Source organism: Luteimonas changyuni, from assembly GCF_039548395.1.
GTDB lineage: Bacteria > Pseudomonadota > Gammaproteobacteria > Xanthomonadales > Xanthomonadaceae > Luteimonas.
This window is the reverse complement of record NZ_JBCLUZ010000013.1, coordinates 45,469-62,536: the sequence shown is the minus strand read 5'-3', so window position 1 is coordinate 62,536 and position 17,068 is coordinate 45,469. Positions and strand designations below refer to the sequence as shown.

Annotated in this window: 12 protein-coding genes and 1 riboswitch; of the genes, 5 read left to right on the top strand and 7 right to left on the bottom strand. The window is 70.7% G+C overall.

All coding sequences use genetic code 11. The annotated features are described in order from the left end of the window. Positions 1 to 144: 144 nt before the first annotated feature. From WCD84_RS07395 to WCD84_RS07375, 5 genes are all read right to left on the bottom strand, one after another. Complete coding sequence (locus tag WCD84_RS07395) at positions 145 to 2,100, bottom strand: AsmA family protein (RefSeq protein WP_449280079.1); 1,956 nt, start codon at positions 2,098 to 2,100, stop codon at positions 145 to 147. A 76-nt stretch (positions 2,101 to 2,176) separates the two neighbouring features. Beyond that, positions 2,177 to 2,815 (bottom strand): PAQR family membrane homeostasis protein TrhA, encoded by a 639-nt coding sequence (gene trhA / locus WCD84_RS07390; RefSeq protein ID WP_343280929.1) that lies wholly within the window; start codon positions 2,813 to 2,815, stop codon positions 2,177 to 2,179. Between the two features lie 83 nt (positions 2,816 to 2,898). Beyond that, positions 2,899 to 4,503 carry a peptide chain release factor 3 gene (locus WCD84_RS07385; RefSeq protein WP_343280928.1) on the bottom strand — a complete coding sequence of 535 codons (1,605 nt, stop codon included), beginning with the start codon at positions 4,501 to 4,503 and terminating at the stop codon, positions 2,899 to 2,901. Positions 4,504 to 5,146: 643 nt separating this feature from the next. Then, positions 5,147 to 5,995, bottom strand: coding sequence for a M23 family metallopeptidase (locus WCD84_RS07380; protein WP_343280927.1), 849 nt, complete (start codon positions 5,993 to 5,995; stop codon positions 5,147 to 5,149). A 3-nt stretch (positions 5,996 to 5,998) separates the two neighbouring features. Next, the gene (locus tag WCD84_RS07375; RefSeq protein ID WP_343280926.1) at positions 5,999 to 7,102 is read right to left on the bottom strand and encodes a phytase; all 1,104 of its coding nucleotides are present in this window, start codon (positions 7,100 to 7,102) and stop codon (positions 5,999 to 6,001) included. Between the two features lie 108 nt (positions 7,103 to 7,210). Further along, positions 7,211 to 7,329, top strand: a riboswitch (SAM riboswitch). A gap of 108 nt (positions 7,330 to 7,437) precedes the next feature. Here WCD84_RS07375 and metX point away from each other — a divergent pair. The 3 genes from metX to WCD84_RS07360 are packed head-to-tail and all read left to right on the top strand — an operon-like array spanning position 7,438 to position 10,801. Further along, positions 7,438 to 8,493 carry a homoserine O-succinyltransferase MetX gene (gene metX / locus WCD84_RS07370; RefSeq protein WP_343255710.1) on the top strand — a complete coding sequence of 352 codons (1,056 nt, stop codon included), beginning with the start codon at positions 7,438 to 7,440 and terminating at the stop codon, positions 8,491 to 8,493. Further along, positions 8,490 to 9,698, top strand: a complete 1,209-nt coding sequence (locus WCD84_RS07365) for an O-succinylhomoserine (thiol)-lyase (RefSeq protein WP_343280925.1) — start codon at positions 8,490 to 8,492, stop codon at positions 9,696 to 9,698. Before metX ends, WCD84_RS07365 begins: the two co-directional genes overlap by 4 nt. Further along, positions 9,695 to 10,801 carry a homoserine dehydrogenase gene (locus WCD84_RS07360; RefSeq protein WP_343280924.1) on the top strand — a complete coding sequence of 369 codons (1,107 nt, stop codon included), beginning with the start codon at positions 9,695 to 9,697 and terminating at the stop codon, positions 10,799 to 10,801. The genes WCD84_RS07365 and WCD84_RS07360 overlap by 4 nt, the downstream gene beginning before the upstream one ends. A 113-nt stretch (positions 10,802 to 10,914) precedes the next feature. On the opposite strand, the gene WCD84_RS07355 is transcribed toward WCD84_RS07360, so the two are convergent. Continuing rightward, entirely contained in the window at positions 10,915 to 12,297 is a 1,383-nt protein-coding gene (locus WCD84_RS07355) for an L-serine ammonia-lyase (RefSeq protein WP_343277613.1), read from the bottom strand. A 91-nt stretch (positions 12,298 to 12,388) separates the two neighbouring features. Between WCD84_RS07355 and WCD84_RS07350 the strand changes: the two genes are divergently transcribed. Beyond that, the gene (locus WCD84_RS07350; protein WP_343280923.1) at positions 12,389 to 12,616 is read left to right on the top strand and encodes a glutaredoxin family protein; all 228 of its coding nucleotides are present in this window, start codon (positions 12,389 to 12,391) and stop codon (positions 12,614 to 12,616) included. Positions 12,617 to 12,656: 40 nt separating this feature from the next. Here WCD84_RS07350 and WCD84_RS07345 read toward each other — a convergent pair whose 3' ends face one another. Continuing rightward, positions 12,657 to 13,352: a YceI family protein gene (locus WCD84_RS07345; RefSeq protein WP_343255705.1), complete on the bottom strand. Its 696-nt coding sequence runs from the start codon at positions 13,350 to 13,352 to the stop codon at positions 12,657 to 12,659. 145 nt (positions 13,353 to 13,497) lie between these two features. Between WCD84_RS07345 and WCD84_RS07340 the strand changes: the two genes are divergently transcribed. Then, complete coding sequence (locus WCD84_RS07340; RefSeq protein ID WP_343280922.1) at positions 13,498 to 17,061, top strand: hybrid sensor histidine kinase/response regulator; 3,564 nt, start codon at positions 13,498 to 13,500, stop codon at positions 17,059 to 17,061. Positions 17,062 to 17,068 lie beyond the last annotated feature (7 nt).

Genomic DNA, 17,068 nt, shown 5'->3' with positions numbered 1-17,068 from the left:
TTGTGGGAGCGGCTATAGCCGCGATGGCCTTGCCATTGCGGGAGCGGCTTGGTCGACCGGTAGAGCATTCGCGGCTATAGCCGCTCCCACAAAAGCCGCTCCCGCAAAAGCAGCTGCCACAAGTGCAGCTGCTGCAAGTGCGCGCTATCGCGCGTACTCGCCGCCGCAGTCGCTGTCTTCGCCGCCGCCGAGTTCCAGCGTGGCCAGCAGCGCTGCCGGGGGCGCGATGCTGGCGAGCGTCAGCGCGATCGCGCCGCGCAGGCCGAGCCTGGCCATGTCGGGACGGAAGCCGGGGTCGCGGAAGCTGCCGTCGACCACCAGCGGCGAGCGCAGCGCGAGAATGCTGCGGTCCTTGGGCCTTGGCCTGAGCTCCAGGTCCAGCTGCTCCTCGCCCAGGTCGACCGTGCCCTTGCCGATGATGATCGTGTCGCTGGTGTCGAATGCCAGCGCGCGCGCCGTCATCACCCCGTCTTCGACCGCGAAGTCGCCGAAGGCGCAGCGGATCGCCACCTTGCGGTCCTTGCCGATCAGGAATTTGAGCGCTTCGTAGATGTCGATGCCGGCGAGTTCGACCAGCAGGTTGCTGATCTCGCCGCGGCCCATGCCCAGCGCGATGTCACCGTCGGCGGTGGCGAGCATGCGGGCGATGGAATTGCCGCTGCCGGCGATGTCGATGTCGCCGCTGATGCTGCCCACTGCGTCGGCGGCGAGTTCGGAGTCCGGGAACAGCCGGCCCAGCTCCAGCCCGCGGGCACGGATCGCGGCGTCGGTACGGATCGCATCCTGACGCGCGTCCATGCGCACGGTCGAGCGCACGCGGCCGCCGGCAACGCCGAAGTCGAGCGGCTCCAGCCGCAGCAGCCCGGCTTCAAGCACGAGGTGCGCGTCCATGTCGTCCAGCGGCCAGCCCGGGGCCTCGATGCGCGCCGCCTTCCAGCGCACGTCGGCGTCCATCGTGCGCAGCTTGTGCAGCTCGTAGGGCGTGTCCGGAAGCAGGCGACCTTCGGCGGCGCGGGCGGCGGCCTGCGCCTCGAGTTCGGCATTTCCGGTTTCATCGCCATCGCTGTCGGGCGGCGCGCCGACGAAGCCGCCGAGATCGTCGAAGTCGAGCAGTTCGGAATGCAGGTCGCCCTCGAACAGCAGGCGCTCGCCGCCGGTGGTGATCTTGGCGGTGCCGCCGAGGTCGCTGTCGCCGACCGTGCCGCTGAAGCCCTGGTAGCGCCAGACGGCGCCGTCGCGGACCAGGCGGCCGTCGAGTGCGTAGCGCGGTGTATGCGGCAGCGCGATCCCGAGCAGGGGATAAAGGTCTTCCAGGTCCCTGCCCGACAGCGCCATCTGGACGTCGAACGCGTCCAGCCCGAGCAGCCGGGTGATGGCACCGCGGGCATGCGCACTCGTGGCCCCGGCGGTCGCGCGGAGATCGAGTGCGAAGGGCGTATCGGTGGAGCGCAGTTCGAGCGGTGACGCGACCGCGCCGCTGAGTTCGAAGGCCTCGCCGCGCCAGTGGCCATCACCGTGCAGGGTGAGCGGGCGTTCACCGGTGTCTTCGCCATCGTGGCTGGCCACGGCGAGATCGATGTCGGTTTCACCGGCGCGGTCGATGAAGTGCAGGCGCCCCTCGTCCACCAGCAGGCGGTCGATCCGCGGCCCCTCGCCATCGCCTGACATGCCTTCAAAGGTCCAGTTGCCGCCGTCGTCGCCGGCTTCCAGCAGCAGGTCGGGCCTGGACAGGCCGAGCTCGGGGATGTGGATGCTGCCGCTCAGCAGCGAGAACGGCCGCACGTGCAGTTCAAGAGAGTCGGCCTTCGCCATCTCGGGCGTGTCCGACCAGTCGGCGTTGCCGAGCACCAGCCTGTCGGCGCGGACGATCGTGGTGAGGCCCAGGTCGACGTCGAGGTCGCCGCCGATGTCGAAGCTGCGCCCGGTCTGCGCGGACACCACGCGCTCCACCGGTCCCTTGAACCAGTTCCAGTCCCAGAGCAGGACCAGGACCAGCATCGCGATGGCGAACACTGCCGCGGTCACGCGCCACGGATGCGCGCGGGCACTGGCCAGTGTCCTTTCATATGGCTTGCGATGCTGCGGGTGCTCCGTCGACATGCGCCGGTTCCGGTGTGGATGCCGGGCCACCTTCCACCGCAGGCGGTAAAACGAGGGTGAACGGACGTGCGGATGTTCAGCCGGGCAGCGTGACCTGCGCCATCACCGCGATGTAATGGCACACGCTCCCGGCGATGCAGAACAGGTGCCAGATCGCGTGCGAATAGGGGAGCGATTCGCGATGGTAGAAGACCGTGCCCAGGGTATAGAACACGCCGCCGGCGACCAGCCAGCCGAAGGTCCATGCGTCCAGCGCGGCCAGTACCGGCTTGATGGCCACCAGCACCAGCCAGCCCATGGCCACGTAGACCAGCGTCGACAGGCGCTTGAAGCGGCCGGTGTAGAACAGCTTGAACACCACGCCGGCAAGCGCCAACGTCCAGATCGCGGCGAACAGGCTCCATCCCCAGGGCCCGCGCAGGCCGATCAGGGTGAACGGCGTGTAGGTACCGGCGATCAACAGATAGATCGCGCAGTGGTCGAACACCTTGAGCCGGCCCTTGAGCACCGGATGCTGGAACGAGTGGTACAGGGTGGACGCGAGGTAGAGCAGCAGCAGGCTGCTTCCGAACACGATCGCCGCGCCAAGCTGCCAGCCATTGCCGTACAGCGCGGCCAGGGTGATCAGCACCGCGCCGCCTGCAAGCGCGGCAGTCGCGCCGAGGCCGTGGGTCAGCGCACTGGCGAGTTCCTCGCGCCTTTCGCGCAGGCTCATGGTGGACACGATGGAATCCCGGGGGAGGAACGGGATCGATCATGCCACGCGCAGGCGTATCGGGGATGTCGTGCGACAGACGCTCAGCCAGCGGCCCGGGTGTGGGCCTGCTCGCGCGTGGCCAGGAACTCCACGTCGGGCCAGCGTTCGACGGCGAGCTGGAGGTTGACGCGGGTCGGAGCGAGGTAGACCAGCTGGTCGGCGGCATCGATTCCGAGGTTTGTCGCGTTCTTCTCGCGGAATTCCTCCAGCTTGCGCTCGCTGGCGCAGCGCACCCAGCGGGTGGTCACGACGCCGACCGGTTCGAAGATCGCGTCCACGCCGTACTCGGCCTTGAGCCGGTACGCGGCCACCTCGAACTGCAGCACGCCGATCGCGCCCAGGATCAGGTCGTTGGACATCAGCGGCCGGAAGAACTGCGTGGCACCCTCCTCCGACAGCTGGGCCAGGCCCTTCTGCAGCTGCTTGAGCTTGAGCGGATCGCGCAGGCGCGCGCGGCGGAACAGCTCGGGCGCGAAGTTGGGGATGCCGGTGAACGAGAACTGCTCGCCCTCGGTGAAGGTGTCGCCGATCGAGATCGTGCCGTGGTTGTGGATGCCGATCACGTCGCCCGGATACGCCTCGACCGCGATCTCGCGGTCGCTGGCCATGAAGGTCAGCGCGTTGGCCAGCTTCATGTCCTTGCCGGTGCGCACGTGGAAGGCCTTCATCCCGGCCTCGAAGCGGCCCGAACACACGCGCATGAAGGCGACGCGGTCGCGGTGCTGCGGATCCATGTTGGCCTGGATCTTGAACACGAAGCCGCTGAGCTTCGCTTCACCGGGCGCGACCTCACGACCGGTGGTCGCGCGCGGCTGCGGCGACGGCGCCTGGCGCACGAAGAAGTCGAGCAGCGGCTGCACGCCGAAGTTGTTCACCGCCGAGCCGAAGAACACCGGCGTCTGGTGCCCGGCCAGGTATTCGGCGGAATCGAAACCGTGGCTTGCGCCTTGGACCAGCTCCAGCTCGTCGCGAAGCTCGCGCAGCATGTCGGCGCCGATGCGCTGCTCCACGCGCGGGTCGTCGAGCGACGGGAAGATCGTCGAATCCTGGCGGGTGAAGTTGCGGCCCTGCTCGTACAGGTGGACCTCGCCGGTCAGCAGGTGGACCACGCCCTTGAGCCGCTTGCCCATGCCGATCGGCCATGTCACCGGCGCGCACTGGATGCCGAGCACGCTCTCGACCTCGTCCAGCAGCTCGATCGGCTCGCGGCCTTCGCGGTCGAGCTTGTTGATGAAGGTCATGATCGGCGTGTCGCGCATGCGGCACACCTCCATCAGCTTGATGGTGCGTTCCTCGACGCCCTTGGCGACGTCGATCACCATCAGCGCCGAGTCCACCGCGGTCAGCACCCGGTAGGTGTCCTCGCCGAAGTCGGCGTGGCCGGGGGTGTCGAGCAGGTTGACGATGCGGCCCTCGTAGGGGAACTGCATCACCGAGCTGGTGACCGAGATGCCGCGCTCCTGCTCGAGCTTCATCCAGTCGGACGTGGCATGGCGCGCGGCCTTGCGGCCCTTCACGCTGCCCGCCATCTGGATCGCGCCGCCGAACAGCAGCAGCTTCTCGGTCAGCGTGGTCTTGCCGGCGTCGGGATGCGAAATGATCGCGAACGTGCGGCGGCGGGCGGCTTCGGCGGAAACGTCAGGCATGGCGATACGCGCCGCGCTGGCGCCGTCGGGGTGTGCGGAAAGTCCGGGATTATACGGGGCTGGTGTGGGTCCGAAGAACTTCTGCCACGGATTTACGCGGATTGCGTGGAGTTTGCGGGGGATTGCTCCGGGAGGGTGGGGCGCGCGCTGCCCGCCGTGGAGGCAGCGTCGCCGCAGATGTCGCAACCGGGCGGTCGTCACCGGATCAAGCGGCACAGCTACGCCAGGGCGACCCCTACGATCGCGAGCGTGCGCCCGCTCTTGATCTCCATCCCGAAAGCCAAGAAACTCCACGGCCCGTTCCGTGCACAGGGGGTGTGCGGAGAGCCGGCCATGGATGGCCGGCGCCCGGCCGCTGGGAGCAGGATGCGGAGACGGCCGGCGCAGCACACCCCCTGTGTGCGGGACGGGCAGCGCGGACCACAACGGAGAAATGCACGGGACGGGCAGCGCGGACCACAACGGAGAAATGCACGGGATGGACAGCGCGGACTACAACGGAAAAATGCGCGGCACGTGCAGCGCGGACCAGGACGGAGCAGCTCCAAGCGCCTCAATGCCCCCAACTGTCACGTCAGCACCGCAGAGCCTCGATGAAGAATCCCGATCCGCGTAACTCCGTGGCAAAAAAGCTCCTGGCTCTTCACTCCACCCCCGCCGCCGCCTCGCTGAAGCGGAGGATCCCGGCCGGGCCGAACATCTTGAAGGGCAGGGACACCAGGCGCATGCCGCGGTTGGCCTGGATGGCGAAGTGCAGGTGCGGGCCGCCGCTGTAGCCGGTGCTGCCGGAGCTGCCGATGCGCTGGCCGCGGCGCACGCGTTCGCCCTGGCGGACCTGCGCGCCGTCAGGCGCAAGGTGGGCGTAGACGGCCATGGTGCCGTCGTCGTGCAGGATGCGGATGAAATTGGCGCGGTCGGTGTCGGCGGGTGAATCGAGGCCGCCGTTGCTGAAGCGGGCCTCGACCTGCATCACCACGCCGTCGCGCGCGGCCAGCACCGGGGTGCCTTCGGCGACGGCGAAGTCGACCGCGTGGCGATTCTCGTCGTCGCGGTGGCTGAAAGCGCCGCCCCATCCCTGGCCGATGCTGAGCACGTGGGTGGCCAGCGGCCATGCGTATTCGACATCGCGCGGTCGCGCGCCGGGATGGCCGGGCACCACGTCGAGCAGGAGCAGGGCGTCGGCGCGGTCCACACGCGAGACCAGCACCCGGCCCAGCGATGGGACGGTTGCGCGCGCTGGCAGCGCTGGATGTGCCACGGGCGTCGCGCCGCGGGCGCGCAGCACGACCTCGACGGGGCCGGAAAGCAGGTTCTCCGCCCACGCCTCGGGGCCGTGGCCGCGGTCCACGAGGTCCAGTCGCGCAAGCGGTGCGGGACCCTGGCGCGCGCCTGCAACGGGCTCGGCGGCCCGCGCGGTGCCGGACAGAGCGCAGCCTGCGGGCAGCGCGATGCACCCTGCAAGCAGCATCGCGGCGGCGAAGAGAGTGCGCATCGGTCAGTGCAGGCAGGCGGTGTCCAGGCCCAGCGCATCGACGATGTCGCCCAGGTCGAAGGCCGAAACCGCACGGTCGTCGTGCACGGCGTACAGCACGCCGCCGGGGAATCGCGGCGTGGCCGGGGCGTGCAGGGCGATGCCGTCGGTGCGCGCGGTGGTCCCGCCGTGGAAGCTGCCCGCCGGCTCCAGGCTCTTGCGGTCGAATAGATGGAACCGGGTCAGCGGCGCCTGCTGGTCCACCGCCAGCCAGTAGCCGCCGGTGGCGCTGCAGGCCCAGAGCACCACGCCCTCGGCCTCGCCGGTGAACGTGCCTTCCGGCAGGCTGCGCCCGGTCCAGCGGCCGGCAAAGTCGTAGACGTGGATGTTCGACGGGCTGGTCTGGTCTTCTTCGGCGACCAGCAGGCGGTCGTGCGCCGGGTCGCCGGCGATCGACTCGACCATGTTCAGGCGCGCCGGGCCCGCGGTCTCGCCGAAGGATCCGAGATGGGCGGCATCAAGGTGGCCCTGGTCGTCGAAGCGCAGGCGGTAGCGGCGTACGCGCTGCGACAGCTCCTCGGCCGGCGGCACCACGTCATGGCGTTCGCCGTACATGAAGCTGTCGGTGACGAAGACCTCGAGCTCCCGCGGCGCGCGCTCGTGCAGCCAGATGCCGTAGGGGCTGCGCAGTTCGTCGTGGCCAAAGCTGGCCACCGGCGCGAAGTCCGGCAGCGACAGCAGCTGCACGCGATGGTTGTCGCGCTCGACCACGAACAGGATGTCGCCGAAGACCGCGAGGCCATTGGGACGGTTGAACGCGCCCGGCGTTTCCCCGCGCGCGCCGACGGTGCGCAGCGGCGCGCCGGAGTCGCCGTTGAACACCGTCAGGCGATGGGTGGACTTGCCGGTGGCGAGCAGCCAGGTGTCACCCTCGCCGGAGACCCAGGTGATCACGGAGTCCAGCTCTTCGCCGGGCACGTCGGGCGAAATCCAGGCTTCGGCGACCAGCGCCGATACGGGCGGGACCGACGGCGCCGCGGATGGCCGGGAGGGCGGGGGGAACTGCGGGGATGTGGCGCAGGCGGCAAGCAGGAGGGCGAGCGCACTCGCAACGATGGGTCTCGACATCGCGTGATTATGCGGTGCCCGACACCGTTCCGGCGACCGCAGAATAATAATATCGCTTCATCCGCATGAAGCGATTGACAGCGATCGTCGCCGGTGTCAATCTGCGGCCATCCATCGAGACCGGCTGAGGGACAGGCCCGACGAAGCCGGGGCAACTGGATGGGGCGCAAGCCCCGTCCGCTGTGCCAAGTCCTGCGGGGACCTGTGTGTCTACCGGAAGATGGCTGCGGATCACCCGTCGGGGTGGTTCGTCGCGTATCGCCGCCGCTGCTGCGATACCCATCCTTCGGCATGCCCCGCGGCATCGATGGCCTTGTCCACACACGGATATCGCCATGAGCCTCGAAGACTGCATCGCCCCTTCCGCCACGCGTGCCGCAGCGTTCCCCATCGCCCCCGAACCGCCGGCTCTTCCCACGGCGAGCTGCGACGGCCATGCCGCCATGCGCGGCGAGATCGACGTGGTGCTGGCGATGCGCCACGCCGGTGCCCGCCGCCTGCGCCTGGCCTGGGAACTGCTTGGACCCGAAGCCGCGCCGGTGGTGCTGGTGTCTGGCGGGATCTCAGCCGGGCGCCACCTCGTGGCCAGCGCCGCATTCCCGCAGCGCGGCTGGGCCGAGTCCACGGTCGGCAACGGCCGCGCCCTTGATCCGACGCGCCTGCGCCTGCTCGCCTTCGACCATGTCGGCGCCGACGGTGGCCTCGACGCGGTGATCGACACCGCCGACCAGGCCGATGCGGCGGCGGTGCTGCTCGACGTGCTCGGCATCGCGCGGCTGCGTGCATTCGTCGGCTATTCCTACGGCGCCGCGGTCGCATTGCAGTTCGCCGCGCGGCACGGCGGACGCCTGCAGCGTGTGGTCGCGGTCAGCGGTGCGCACCGAGCGCATCCCTGGGCCGCGGCGGGGCGCGCGCTGCAGCGCAAGGCGGTGGCGCTGGGCGGGCTGCAGTGTGCGGAAGGCCAGGGGCTCGCGCTAGCGCGGCAGTTCGCGATGCTCGGCTATCGCAGTGGCGACGGGTTCGCCGAGCGCTTCGGCGCGCCGGCCGAGGTGGTCAACGGACGCGTCAGGGTCGCGTCCGAGGATTACCTCGACGCCGCAGGCGTGCGCTTTGTCGCGAGCACGCCGGCGGTCGCCTGGCAGCGATTGTCGGAGTCGCTCGACCTGCACCGCGTGGCCCCCTCGGACGTCCGCGTGCCGGTGACCGTGGTGGCGGTCGAGGGCGACCCGCTGGTGCCGCTGTCCGAAGCGGTGGCATTGGTGGAAGGCCTCGGCGGCCCGGCCAATCTGCGCGTGCTGCGTTCGCCGCACGGCCATGACGCCTTCCTCAAGGACGATGGCCGCATCGACGCGATCCTGCGCACCGCGCTGGACACGGAGGTGTCGGCATGAGCGGGCGCGATCACGGCCAGGGCGAAGCCACCCGCGCCGTGCGCGCGGGCATCGACCGCGACCCGGCGTTTGGCGCCGTGGTGCCGCCGCTGGTGCTGTCGTCGAACTTCAGCTTCGAAGGCATCGGCGGCAAGCGCGAGTACGACTACACCCGCAGCGGCAACCCCACCCGCGACCTGCTTGGCGCGGCGCTGGCCGATCTCGAAGGCGGCGCCGGCGGCGTGGTGACCTCCAGCGGCATGGCTGCGATCACCCTGCTGCTGCACGCGCTGCTCGGGCCCGGCGACCGCCTGGTGGTGCCGCACGATGCCTATGGCGGCAGCTGGCGCTTGTTCGACGCACTCGCGCGCAAGGGCCATTTCGAACTGGTCACCGCCGACCTGACCGATCCGCGTGCGCTGGCCGAAGCCCTGGCGACGAAGCCGAAGCTGGTGCTGGTCGAGACGCCCTCCAATCCGCTGCTGCGGATCACCGACCTGCGCTTCGTGATCGAGGCCGCGCATCGCGCCGAGGCCCTGGTCGCGGTCGACAACACCTTCCTGTCACCGGCGCTGCAGCAGCCGATCGCCTTCGGCGCCGACGCCGTGCTGCATTCGACCACCAAGTACATCAACGGCCACAGCGATGTGGTCGGCGGCGCGGTGGTGGCCGCGACGCCCGAGCTGCACGAATGCTTCAGCTGGTGGGCGAACGCGCTGGGCATCACCGGTGCGCCGTTCGACAGCTTCCTCACCCTGCGCGGCCTGCGCACGCTGGATGCGCGCCTGCGCGTGCACCAGGAAAACGCCGAGGCCATCGCGCGCCAGCTTGACGGCCACCCGGCGGTGGCGCGCGTGTATTGGCCAGGCCTGGAGTCGCACCCGGGTCACGCCGTGGCGGCGCGCCAGCAGAAGGGCTTCGGCGCCATGCTGAGCGTGGAGCTGGAGGGCGGCGAGGACGCCGTGCGTGCCTTCATCGATGGCCTGGGCTGCTTCACCCTGGCCGAATCGCTGGGCGGCGTGGAAAGCCTGGTCGCGCATCCAGCCACGATGACCCATGCTGCGATGACGCCCGGGGCGCGGGAGAAGGCCGGCATCGGCGACGGACTCCTGCGCCTGTCAGTGGGCATCGAGGCGCTCGATGACCTGCGGGCCGACCTGGATGCCGCGCTCGAACGCGCCCAGGGCGTGCTGGCGGCGGCCACCTGCCTGAGGGCGGATGCATGAGCGCCGTCATCCGGTTGCCGCGGGCGGTCCGCGACCGTGGGCAAGCCCTGCGTGCTCCGCAGCCGGAGCCCCGCCTCGCCCTGCTGGGCACCGGCACCGTGGGCAGCGCCTTCGTCGAGCGCTGTGAACGCCTGCGCGCACAGGGCGCAAGCCTTCCCGCGTTCGCATGGCTGTCGAACACGCGCGCGCTGCGCGAAGGCGGCGCGCGCCCGCTTGAAGCACTCGCGGAGCTGGATGCCGCGGCGCCCGTGCGCCGCGGAGCCTGGATGCATTGGGTCGAAAGCGAGGGCCTGCGTCCGGGCGACGTAGTGGTCGATGCCACCGCCAACGACAGCGTGGCCGGCTGGCACAGCGAATGGCTGGCGCGCGGCATCCACGTGGTGACCGCCAACAAGCTCGGCAACGGCGGTGACCTGGCGCGCGCGCAGGCGATCGTGGAGGCGCAGGAGGCGGGCGATGCGCGCTATGGCGACAGCGCCACCGTGGGCGCCGGGCTGCCGCTGCTGCGCTCGATCCGCGAGCTGGTGGCCGGCGGCGACCGCATCCGCTCTGTCGAGGGCGTGCTGTCGGGGTCGCTGGCCTGGCTGTTCGACCGCCACGACGGATCGCGGCCGTTCTCGGCGCTGGTGCGCGAGGCGCGTGAACTGGGCTATGCCGAACCCGATCCGCGCACCGACCTCTCGGGTGAGGACGTGAAGCGCAAGCTGCTGATCCTTGCGCGCGCTGCCGGACTGGCGCTCGAGGCGGGGCAGGTGCGCGTGGATTCGCTGCTCACCGATGCCCTGGCGTCGGCACCGGGGGCCGAAGTGGACGCACTGCTGCCTTCGCTCGACGCAGCCCTGCACGCGCGTTTCCGGCAGGCCGCTGCCGACGGCGCGCGGCTGCGCTTCGTCGCCCGTTTCGACGCCGACGGCGCGAGGGTGGGCCTGGACGCACTTCCGGCTTCGCACCCGCTGGGCGCTGGCGGCGGCACCGACAACATCGTCGCGATCGGCAGCTGTCGCTACGCGCACCAGCCGCTGGTGATCCGCGGGCCGGGTGCAGGTGCGGGCGTCACCGCGGCGGCGCTGCTGGACGACGTGCTGGCCATCGTCCATCGCTGAGCAGGCCCGGTCGGCCGTGCAGCCGTGCAGTCGTGCAGCCGTTCAGTCGGCGGTGCGCCGTCCGCCATGGCCAGCGCCTGCGGGGCCACGACGGCAGGCCACAGTCGGAACGCTCAGCACTCGATGACGTTCACGGCCAGGCCGCCGCGCGAGGTTTCCTTGTATTTGTCCTGCATGTCGCGGCCGGTGTCGCGCATGGTCTTGATGACCTCGTCCAGGGTCACCTTGTGCTTGCCGTCGCCGCGCATGGCCATTCGCGAGGCGTTGATCGCCTTCACCGCGCCCATGGCGTTGCGCTCGATGCAGGGGATCTGCACCAGACCGCCGATCGGATCGCAGGTCAGGCCGAGGTTGTGCTCCATGCCGATCTCGGCCGCGTTCTCGATCTGGCTCGGGGTGCCGCCAAGCGCCGCGGTCAGTCCCGCCGCGGCCATCGAACACGCCACGCCGACCTCGCCCTGGCAGCCGACCTCGGCGCCGGAGATCGAGGCGTTTTCCTTGTAGAGGATGCCGACCGCGGCGGCGGTGAGCAGGTAGTCGAACATGCCCTGCTCGCTGGCGCCGGGGCAGAAGCGCTCGTAGTAGCGCATCACCGCGGGCAGGATGCCGGCGGCGCCGTTGGTTGGCGCGGTCACCACGCGGCCCCCGGCGGCGTTCTCCTCGTTCACCGCCAGCGCGTACAGATTGACCCAGTCGAGCACGGTCAGCGGGTCGCGTATTCCGGCCTCGGGGCGCTCGGACAGCTCGGCGTACAGCGCCGGCGCGCGGCGCGACACGCGCAGGCCGCCGGGCAGGGTGCCGCCGTTGGCGATGCCGCGCTGGATGCAGGACTGCATGGCGTCGTGGATCTCGCGCAGGCCCGCGCGCACCTCATCCTCGCTGCGCCAGCAGGTCTCGTTGGCCATCATCAGCTGGGCGATGCTCAGTCCGTGCTCCTGTGCCTGCGCCAGCAGCTCGCGGCCGCTGTTGAAGGGGTAGGGCACCGGCGTGGTGTCGGCGACGATGCGGTCTTCGGCGGCCTCGTCCTGGTTGACCACGAAGCCGCCGCCCACGGAGTAGTAGTCGCGGGTGGCGATCACGTCCTCGCTGGCGTCGTAGGCGGTGAAGCGCATGCCGTTGGTGTGGTGCGGCAGCTTCTGGCGCTTGTTCATCACCAGGTCGCGCTTCTCGTTGAAAGCAACCACGTGGCGGCCGAGGAGCCTGACCTGCTTTTCGCCGCGGATGCGTTCGAGCGCGGCGGGGATGATGTCGGGCTCGATGCTGTTGGGATGCTGGCCTTCCAGGCCCATCAGCACGGCCTTGTCGGTGCCGTGGCCACGGCCGGTCAGGGCCAGCGAACCGAACACCTCGGCGCGGATGCGGGCGACGTCCTGCAGGCGGCCGGATTCGTCGAGCCAGTGTTCGACGAAGCGCGCGGCGGCACGCATCGGGCCGACGGTATGCGAGGAGCTCGGCCCGATGCCGATCTTGTAGAGGTCGAACGTGCTGACGGCCATGGCATCCCGAAGCGGCTGGGTGTATTGCCTATGATAGCCGTCGCCGCGCACGGACCCGTGCGCCGGCGTACCGGAAGCGAGACCCTGCCGCATGCCCCTGATCCTGTTCCAGCGCGACGACTGCCACCTCTGCGACCTCGCCCTGGAGGTGCTGGCCGCGGCGCGGGTCCCGGAGTTCGAGAGCGTGTTCATCGACGGCGACGAGGCGCTGGAGGCCCGGTATGGCGAGCGCGTGCCGGTGCTGCGCGACGATGGCGGGGGCCGCGAGCTGGACTGGCCGTTTGATCTTCGCGGCCTTGAAGGGTTTTTGCCTGGTTGAAAGGCCCCGGGGTCGGGGCTTGCCGAAGAGGGCGGCGCTGTCAGCGGGTGGCTTCGAGTTCTATCCGCACGTCGACCGCGTCGCCAATCATGGAGTCCCATGCGGTGCTGCCGAAGTCCGCGCGGCTCAGCCTGGCGGTGGCCGAAAACCCGACGGTGTGGCGGAACGGCGGCAGCGGATAGCGGCGCTCTGCGTTGCGGACCGCATCAAGCACCACCTCCCGGGTGGTGCCGCGCAGCGTGAGCTGGCCGTGGATGCGGGCGCGCCCGGCACCCAGCACTTCGATGCGCGTGGAATGGAAGGCCGCGACCGGGTGCCGCCCGGTGTCGAGCAGTCCGCGCGCGGCGACCGCGCGGTTCCATGCGGCATCGCCGAAATCCAGCTGCGCGAGCGGGATCGCGACCTCCACCTGTGCGCCTTCCCAGGACCCGGGCACCAGCTGCAGCGTGCCGGTGGTTCCCGACACCGTGGCGACGGCTTTCGAGAATCCGGCGTGGTCGACCGCGATCACGATTCGCGTGTGCACCGGGTCCAGCGTGTAGGCGTGGGCCCCGGGATGCGGCGCCGGAGCAGGATCGGGGAGCACGCGGACGGAGCCGGTCGCCGGGTCGACCGCCGGCGACGCGCCGGCCACCGACGCATCGCGCGATGGGACCTGCGCGCACGCGCAGGCCAGCGCGCAGAGCGCGGCCACTGCCGCGGATCGCAGGCCGGGTCGCTGGTGGATGGCAGGCATGGCGTCACCCGGATGTGGCCGCACGGACCGGTGGCCCGATTCTAGGCAGCTCCGGCGCGTGGCGAAACTTGCGCCAGCGCGCGGCCATTGCGAGGATGCCCCGGGGTCGATCGGTGCGCGGCGCACCGTGGACATGGGGAGTTCGATGCGGGCTTGGGCAAGGGGCTGGTGGCTGTGCCTGCTATCGCTGCTTGCGGGTGCGGCCGCTGCCAGCGTGCCGCAGCTGGCGCAGCTGCCGCAGCCGCGGCAGGTCAGCGTGATCGACGGCCTGCCGTCCAATCGCGTCAATGCCATCGCCGAGGACCGGCAGGGCTATCTCTGGATCGCGACCCGCGACGGCCTGGCGCGTTACGACGGCGTCGGCTTCCGCATCTGGCGCGTTGGCGACGGGCTGCGTGACAACTTCGTGTGGTCGGTGCACGTCGACACCCGGGACAGGGTGTGGATCGGCACGGCATCGTCGGGCCTGGCGATGCTCGACGTCGACCGCGAGCATTTCACCTGGTACGACCGTGAGACGCAGCCGGAGATGGCCAGCAACGACATCTGGTCGATCAACGGCACGCCCGATGGCGACATCTGGTTCGGTAGCTCGGGAGGCGGCCTGCACCGGCTGTCGGCGGACGGTGTGCTGCGGCGCTACCAGCGCGATCCCGATGATGCCTCCAGCCTGCCCTCGGATGGCGTTTCGCACCTCATCGTGGACCGCAGCGACGGCACCCTGTGGGTCGGGACCAAGGGTGGCGTCGCGCGCTGGAACGGACGCGGCTTCGAGCGGCTGCCATCGGAAATGCTTGGCACGCAAATGGTCGACGGGATGGCCATCGACGACGCCGGCAGCCTGTGGATGGGCATCCACGGCGGCGGCATGGTGCGCCACGCCGACGGTCGCCTGGAGCCCCTGCCATGGGCCGACCCGATACTCGGCGAGGTGGCGCTCAACATGCTCATCCAGGACTCGCGGGGCGCGCGCTGGCTGGATACGCGCAGCGGGCTGGCCTGGGTCCATGAAGGACAGGTCCGGAACGTGCCGCTGTACAGCACCACCAGCCGCGGCATGGTGCGCCCGGCCTGGTCGAGCGCCTACGAGGATCGCGAAGGCGGATTGTGGTTCGCCAGCTCCGACTCGGGCCTGTGGCACCTGCCGGCCAACTGGCGGAACTTCACCGTGCTGCAGCGGCGCCTCGGCGATCCGTCCTCGCCGGCCAACGCCTTCGTCTACAGCGCCGCGCCGGCGTCGCCGGACACGGGCAGCGGGATGTGGCTGGTCGGCAGCGGTGGCACGCTCGACCACCTCTCGCCCGGCACCGGGGTGATCGAACACCGGCTGGCGGCGGCCTGCGGCGCGCTGTTCATCACCGGGGTGATCGAGGCCGCCGACGGCGGCGTCTGGCTCGGTTGCCAGGACCAGCTGGTGCGCTTCGACCCGGACAGCCGCGACGTGCGCCGCTGGCATGCCGACGGCAGCCCGGATGCGGCGCCGCCGGGACGCATTGCCCAGTTCGTCGAACAGCGCGACGGCAGCCTGTGGCTGGCGAGCCACCAGAGCATCCAGGTGCGCGATGCCGAGGGCACGGTGCTGGATACCATCCATCGCGGCGACGACCGCGGACTGGCCGCGTCGACCCTGGTCGAGCACATGGTGCGCGCGCCGGACGGCGGGGTCTGGCTGGCCAGCACCGAGGGCCTGCTCGCCTGGAACGACGGCACGGCGCGGTTCGAGCGCGTACCCGGTGCACCGGAGGCGGCGCTCTACAGCATCGCCTTCGATGGCGACGGCGTGGCATGGCTGGCCGGCTACGGCGAGCTCGGCGCCTACGCCTGGGACGGCGGCGCGCTGGCCCCGCTGCGCACGTTCGGTGCCGCCGAGGGCCTGCCGATGGTCGCCCCGGGCGGGGTGATGCTGGACGATGCCGGCGTGGTCTGGCTGACCACGGTGCGCGGCCTGGTGCGCATCGATCCGGAGAGCGGCCAGCTTCGCGTCTACGGCGTGCACGACGGATTGCCCAGCCACGAATTCAGCGAGTATCCCGTGCTGGCCTCGGCCCAGGGCTACGTCGCCGCCGGCACCGCCGACGGCCTGCTGCTGTTCCAGCCGGACCTGGTGCAGTGGAGCCAGCGCACGCCGACGCTTGCGATCGAATCGGTGGACCTGAGGCGCGGCGACGAGCGCATCGTCATGCCGCCGCAGGCCGCGATTTCGCTGCGCCACGACGACCGCGACCTGCGGGTGGTCGCGCGCCTGCTGTCGTTCACCGATGCCCATGCCCACCGCTACCGCTTCCGCCTCGACGGCTACGACCCCGGCTGGGTGGAGACCGGCGCCAGCGGGGAGCGCATCTTCGCGCGGCTCTCCCCGGGCAGCTACCGGCTCAGCGTCCAGGCGCGTACCGCGGACCAGCAGTGGACTCCCGTGCAGGGCCTGCAGCTGCGCGTGGAGCCGCCGTGGTGGCAGGCGCCATGGGCGGTCGTGGCGTTCGCGACCCTGGGCGCGCTGCTGGTGCTGTGGATCGTGCATGGCTACCGGCATCGCCTGAAGCGGCGGCACGCCTGGCAGCTCAACGAGCAGAAGCGCGAACTCGCCGAGCACGCATCACAGGCCAAGACGCGCTTCCTGGCCACGCTGGGCCACGAGGTGCGCACGCCGATGACCGGCGTGCTGGGCATGAGCGAACTGCTGCTGGGAACGTCCCTGGACACGCGCCAGCGCAGCTATGCCGACGCCATCCGCCGCGCCGGCGAGCACCTCATGCGGCTGGTCAACGATGCCCTGGACCTTGCGCGGATCGAATCCGGGAAGCTGGAACTCGTGCTTCAGCCCTTCGATCTGGTCAGCCTGCTGGAGGACGTCGGCGGCCTCGTCGAGCCGATGGCCCGGCAGCGCGGCCTCCGCTTCCGCTGCCACGTCGATGCGGATACGCCGCGCTGGCTGCTCGGCGATGCCGGGCGCGTGCGCCAGATCCTGCTGAACCTGCTCGGCAACGCAGTGAAGTTCACCGAAGCCGGAAGCGTCTCGCTGCAGGCCGCGCCGATCGCCTCCGGAGGCGTGCGCCTGGTGGTGTCGGACACCGGCCCGGGGCTCAACGAGGAGCAGCAGGTGCACCTGTTCCGCCGCTTCGAGCAGGCCGAGGGCGCGCGCACCGCCGCGCGCTATGGCGGCAGCGGCCTGGGCCTGGCGATCTGCCGGGAGCTGGCGATGGCGATGAAGGGGCGGATCGAACTCGACAGCACGCCGGGGCAGGGCACGGACTTCACCGTGGACCTGCCGCTGCCGGATGCGGCGCCGCCGGCGGCGCCGATCGCCGATGCCGCACCGTCCGCGCCGCGGGACGTGCAGGCGCCGCTGTCGCTGCTCCTGGTCGAGGACGATCCCACCGTCGCGCGCGTGATCGCCGGGCTCCTGCGTGCGCAGGGACACGAGGTGGTGCAGGTACCACACGGACTGGCGGCGCTCGCCGAGGTGGCGGGTACGTCGTTCGACATGGCGCTGCTGGACCTGGACCTGCCCGGCATCACCGGCCTGGCGCTGGCCAGCCAGCTGCGGGCGCGCGGGTTCGCCGCACCGCTGCTGGCGGTCACCGCGCGCGCCGACGCCGAGGCCGAGCCGCTTGCGCGGGAGGCCGGCTTCGACGGCTTCCTGCGCAAGCCGGTGACCGGCGCGATCCTGGCCGGCGCGATCGAACGCTTGCGGAACAGGGAGGGGGATTGATGGCGAT

What these genes read in the sequence shown, in the direction of transcription:
- WCD84_RS07385 (WP_343280928.1), bottom strand. Translation starts at nt 4,503, where the DNA reads ATGCCTGACGTTTCCGCCGAAGCCGCCCGCCGCCGCACGTTCGCGATC.
- WCD84_RS07340 (WP_343280922.1), top strand. Translation starts at nt 13,498, where the DNA reads ATGCGGGCTTGGGCAAGGGGCTGGTGGCTGTGCCTGCTATCGCTGCTT.
- trhA (WP_343280929.1), bottom strand. Translation starts at nt 2,815, where the DNA reads ATGAGCCTGCGCGAAAGGCGCGAGGAACTCGCCAGTGCGCTGACCCAC.
- metX (WP_343255710.1), top strand. Translation starts at nt 7,438, where the DNA reads ATGAGCCTCGAAGACTGCATCGCCCCTTCCGCCACGCGTGCCGCAGCG.
- WCD84_RS07345 (WP_343255705.1), bottom strand. Translation starts at nt 13,352, where the DNA reads ATGCCTGCCATCCACCAGCGACCCGGCCTGCGATCCGCGGCAGTGGCC.
- WCD84_RS07380 (WP_343280927.1), bottom strand. Translation starts at nt 5,995, where the DNA reads ATGCGCACTCTCTTCGCCGCCGCGATGCTGCTTGCAGGGTGCATCGCG.
- WCD84_RS07395 (WP_449280079.1), bottom strand. Translation starts at nt 2,100, where the DNA reads ATGTCGACGGAGCACCCGCAGCATCGCAAGCCATATGAAAGGACACTG.
- WCD84_RS07365 (WP_343280925.1), top strand. Translation starts at nt 8,490, where the DNA reads ATGAGCGGGCGCGATCACGGCCAGGGCGAAGCCACCCGCGCCGTGCGC.
- WCD84_RS07375 (WP_343280926.1), bottom strand. Translation starts at nt 7,102, where the DNA reads ATGTCGAGACCCATCGTTGCGAGTGCGCTCGCCCTCCTGCTTGCCGCC.
- WCD84_RS07350 (WP_343280923.1), top strand. Translation starts at nt 12,389, where the DNA reads ATGCCCCTGATCCTGTTCCAGCGCGACGACTGCCACCTCTGCGACCTC.
- WCD84_RS07360 (WP_343280924.1), top strand. Translation starts at nt 9,695, where the DNA reads ATGAGCGCCGTCATCCGGTTGCCGCGGGCGGTCCGCGACCGTGGGCAA.
- WCD84_RS07355 (WP_343277613.1), bottom strand. Translation starts at nt 12,297, where the DNA reads ATGGCCGTCAGCACGTTCGACCTCTACAAGATCGGCATCGGGCCGAGC.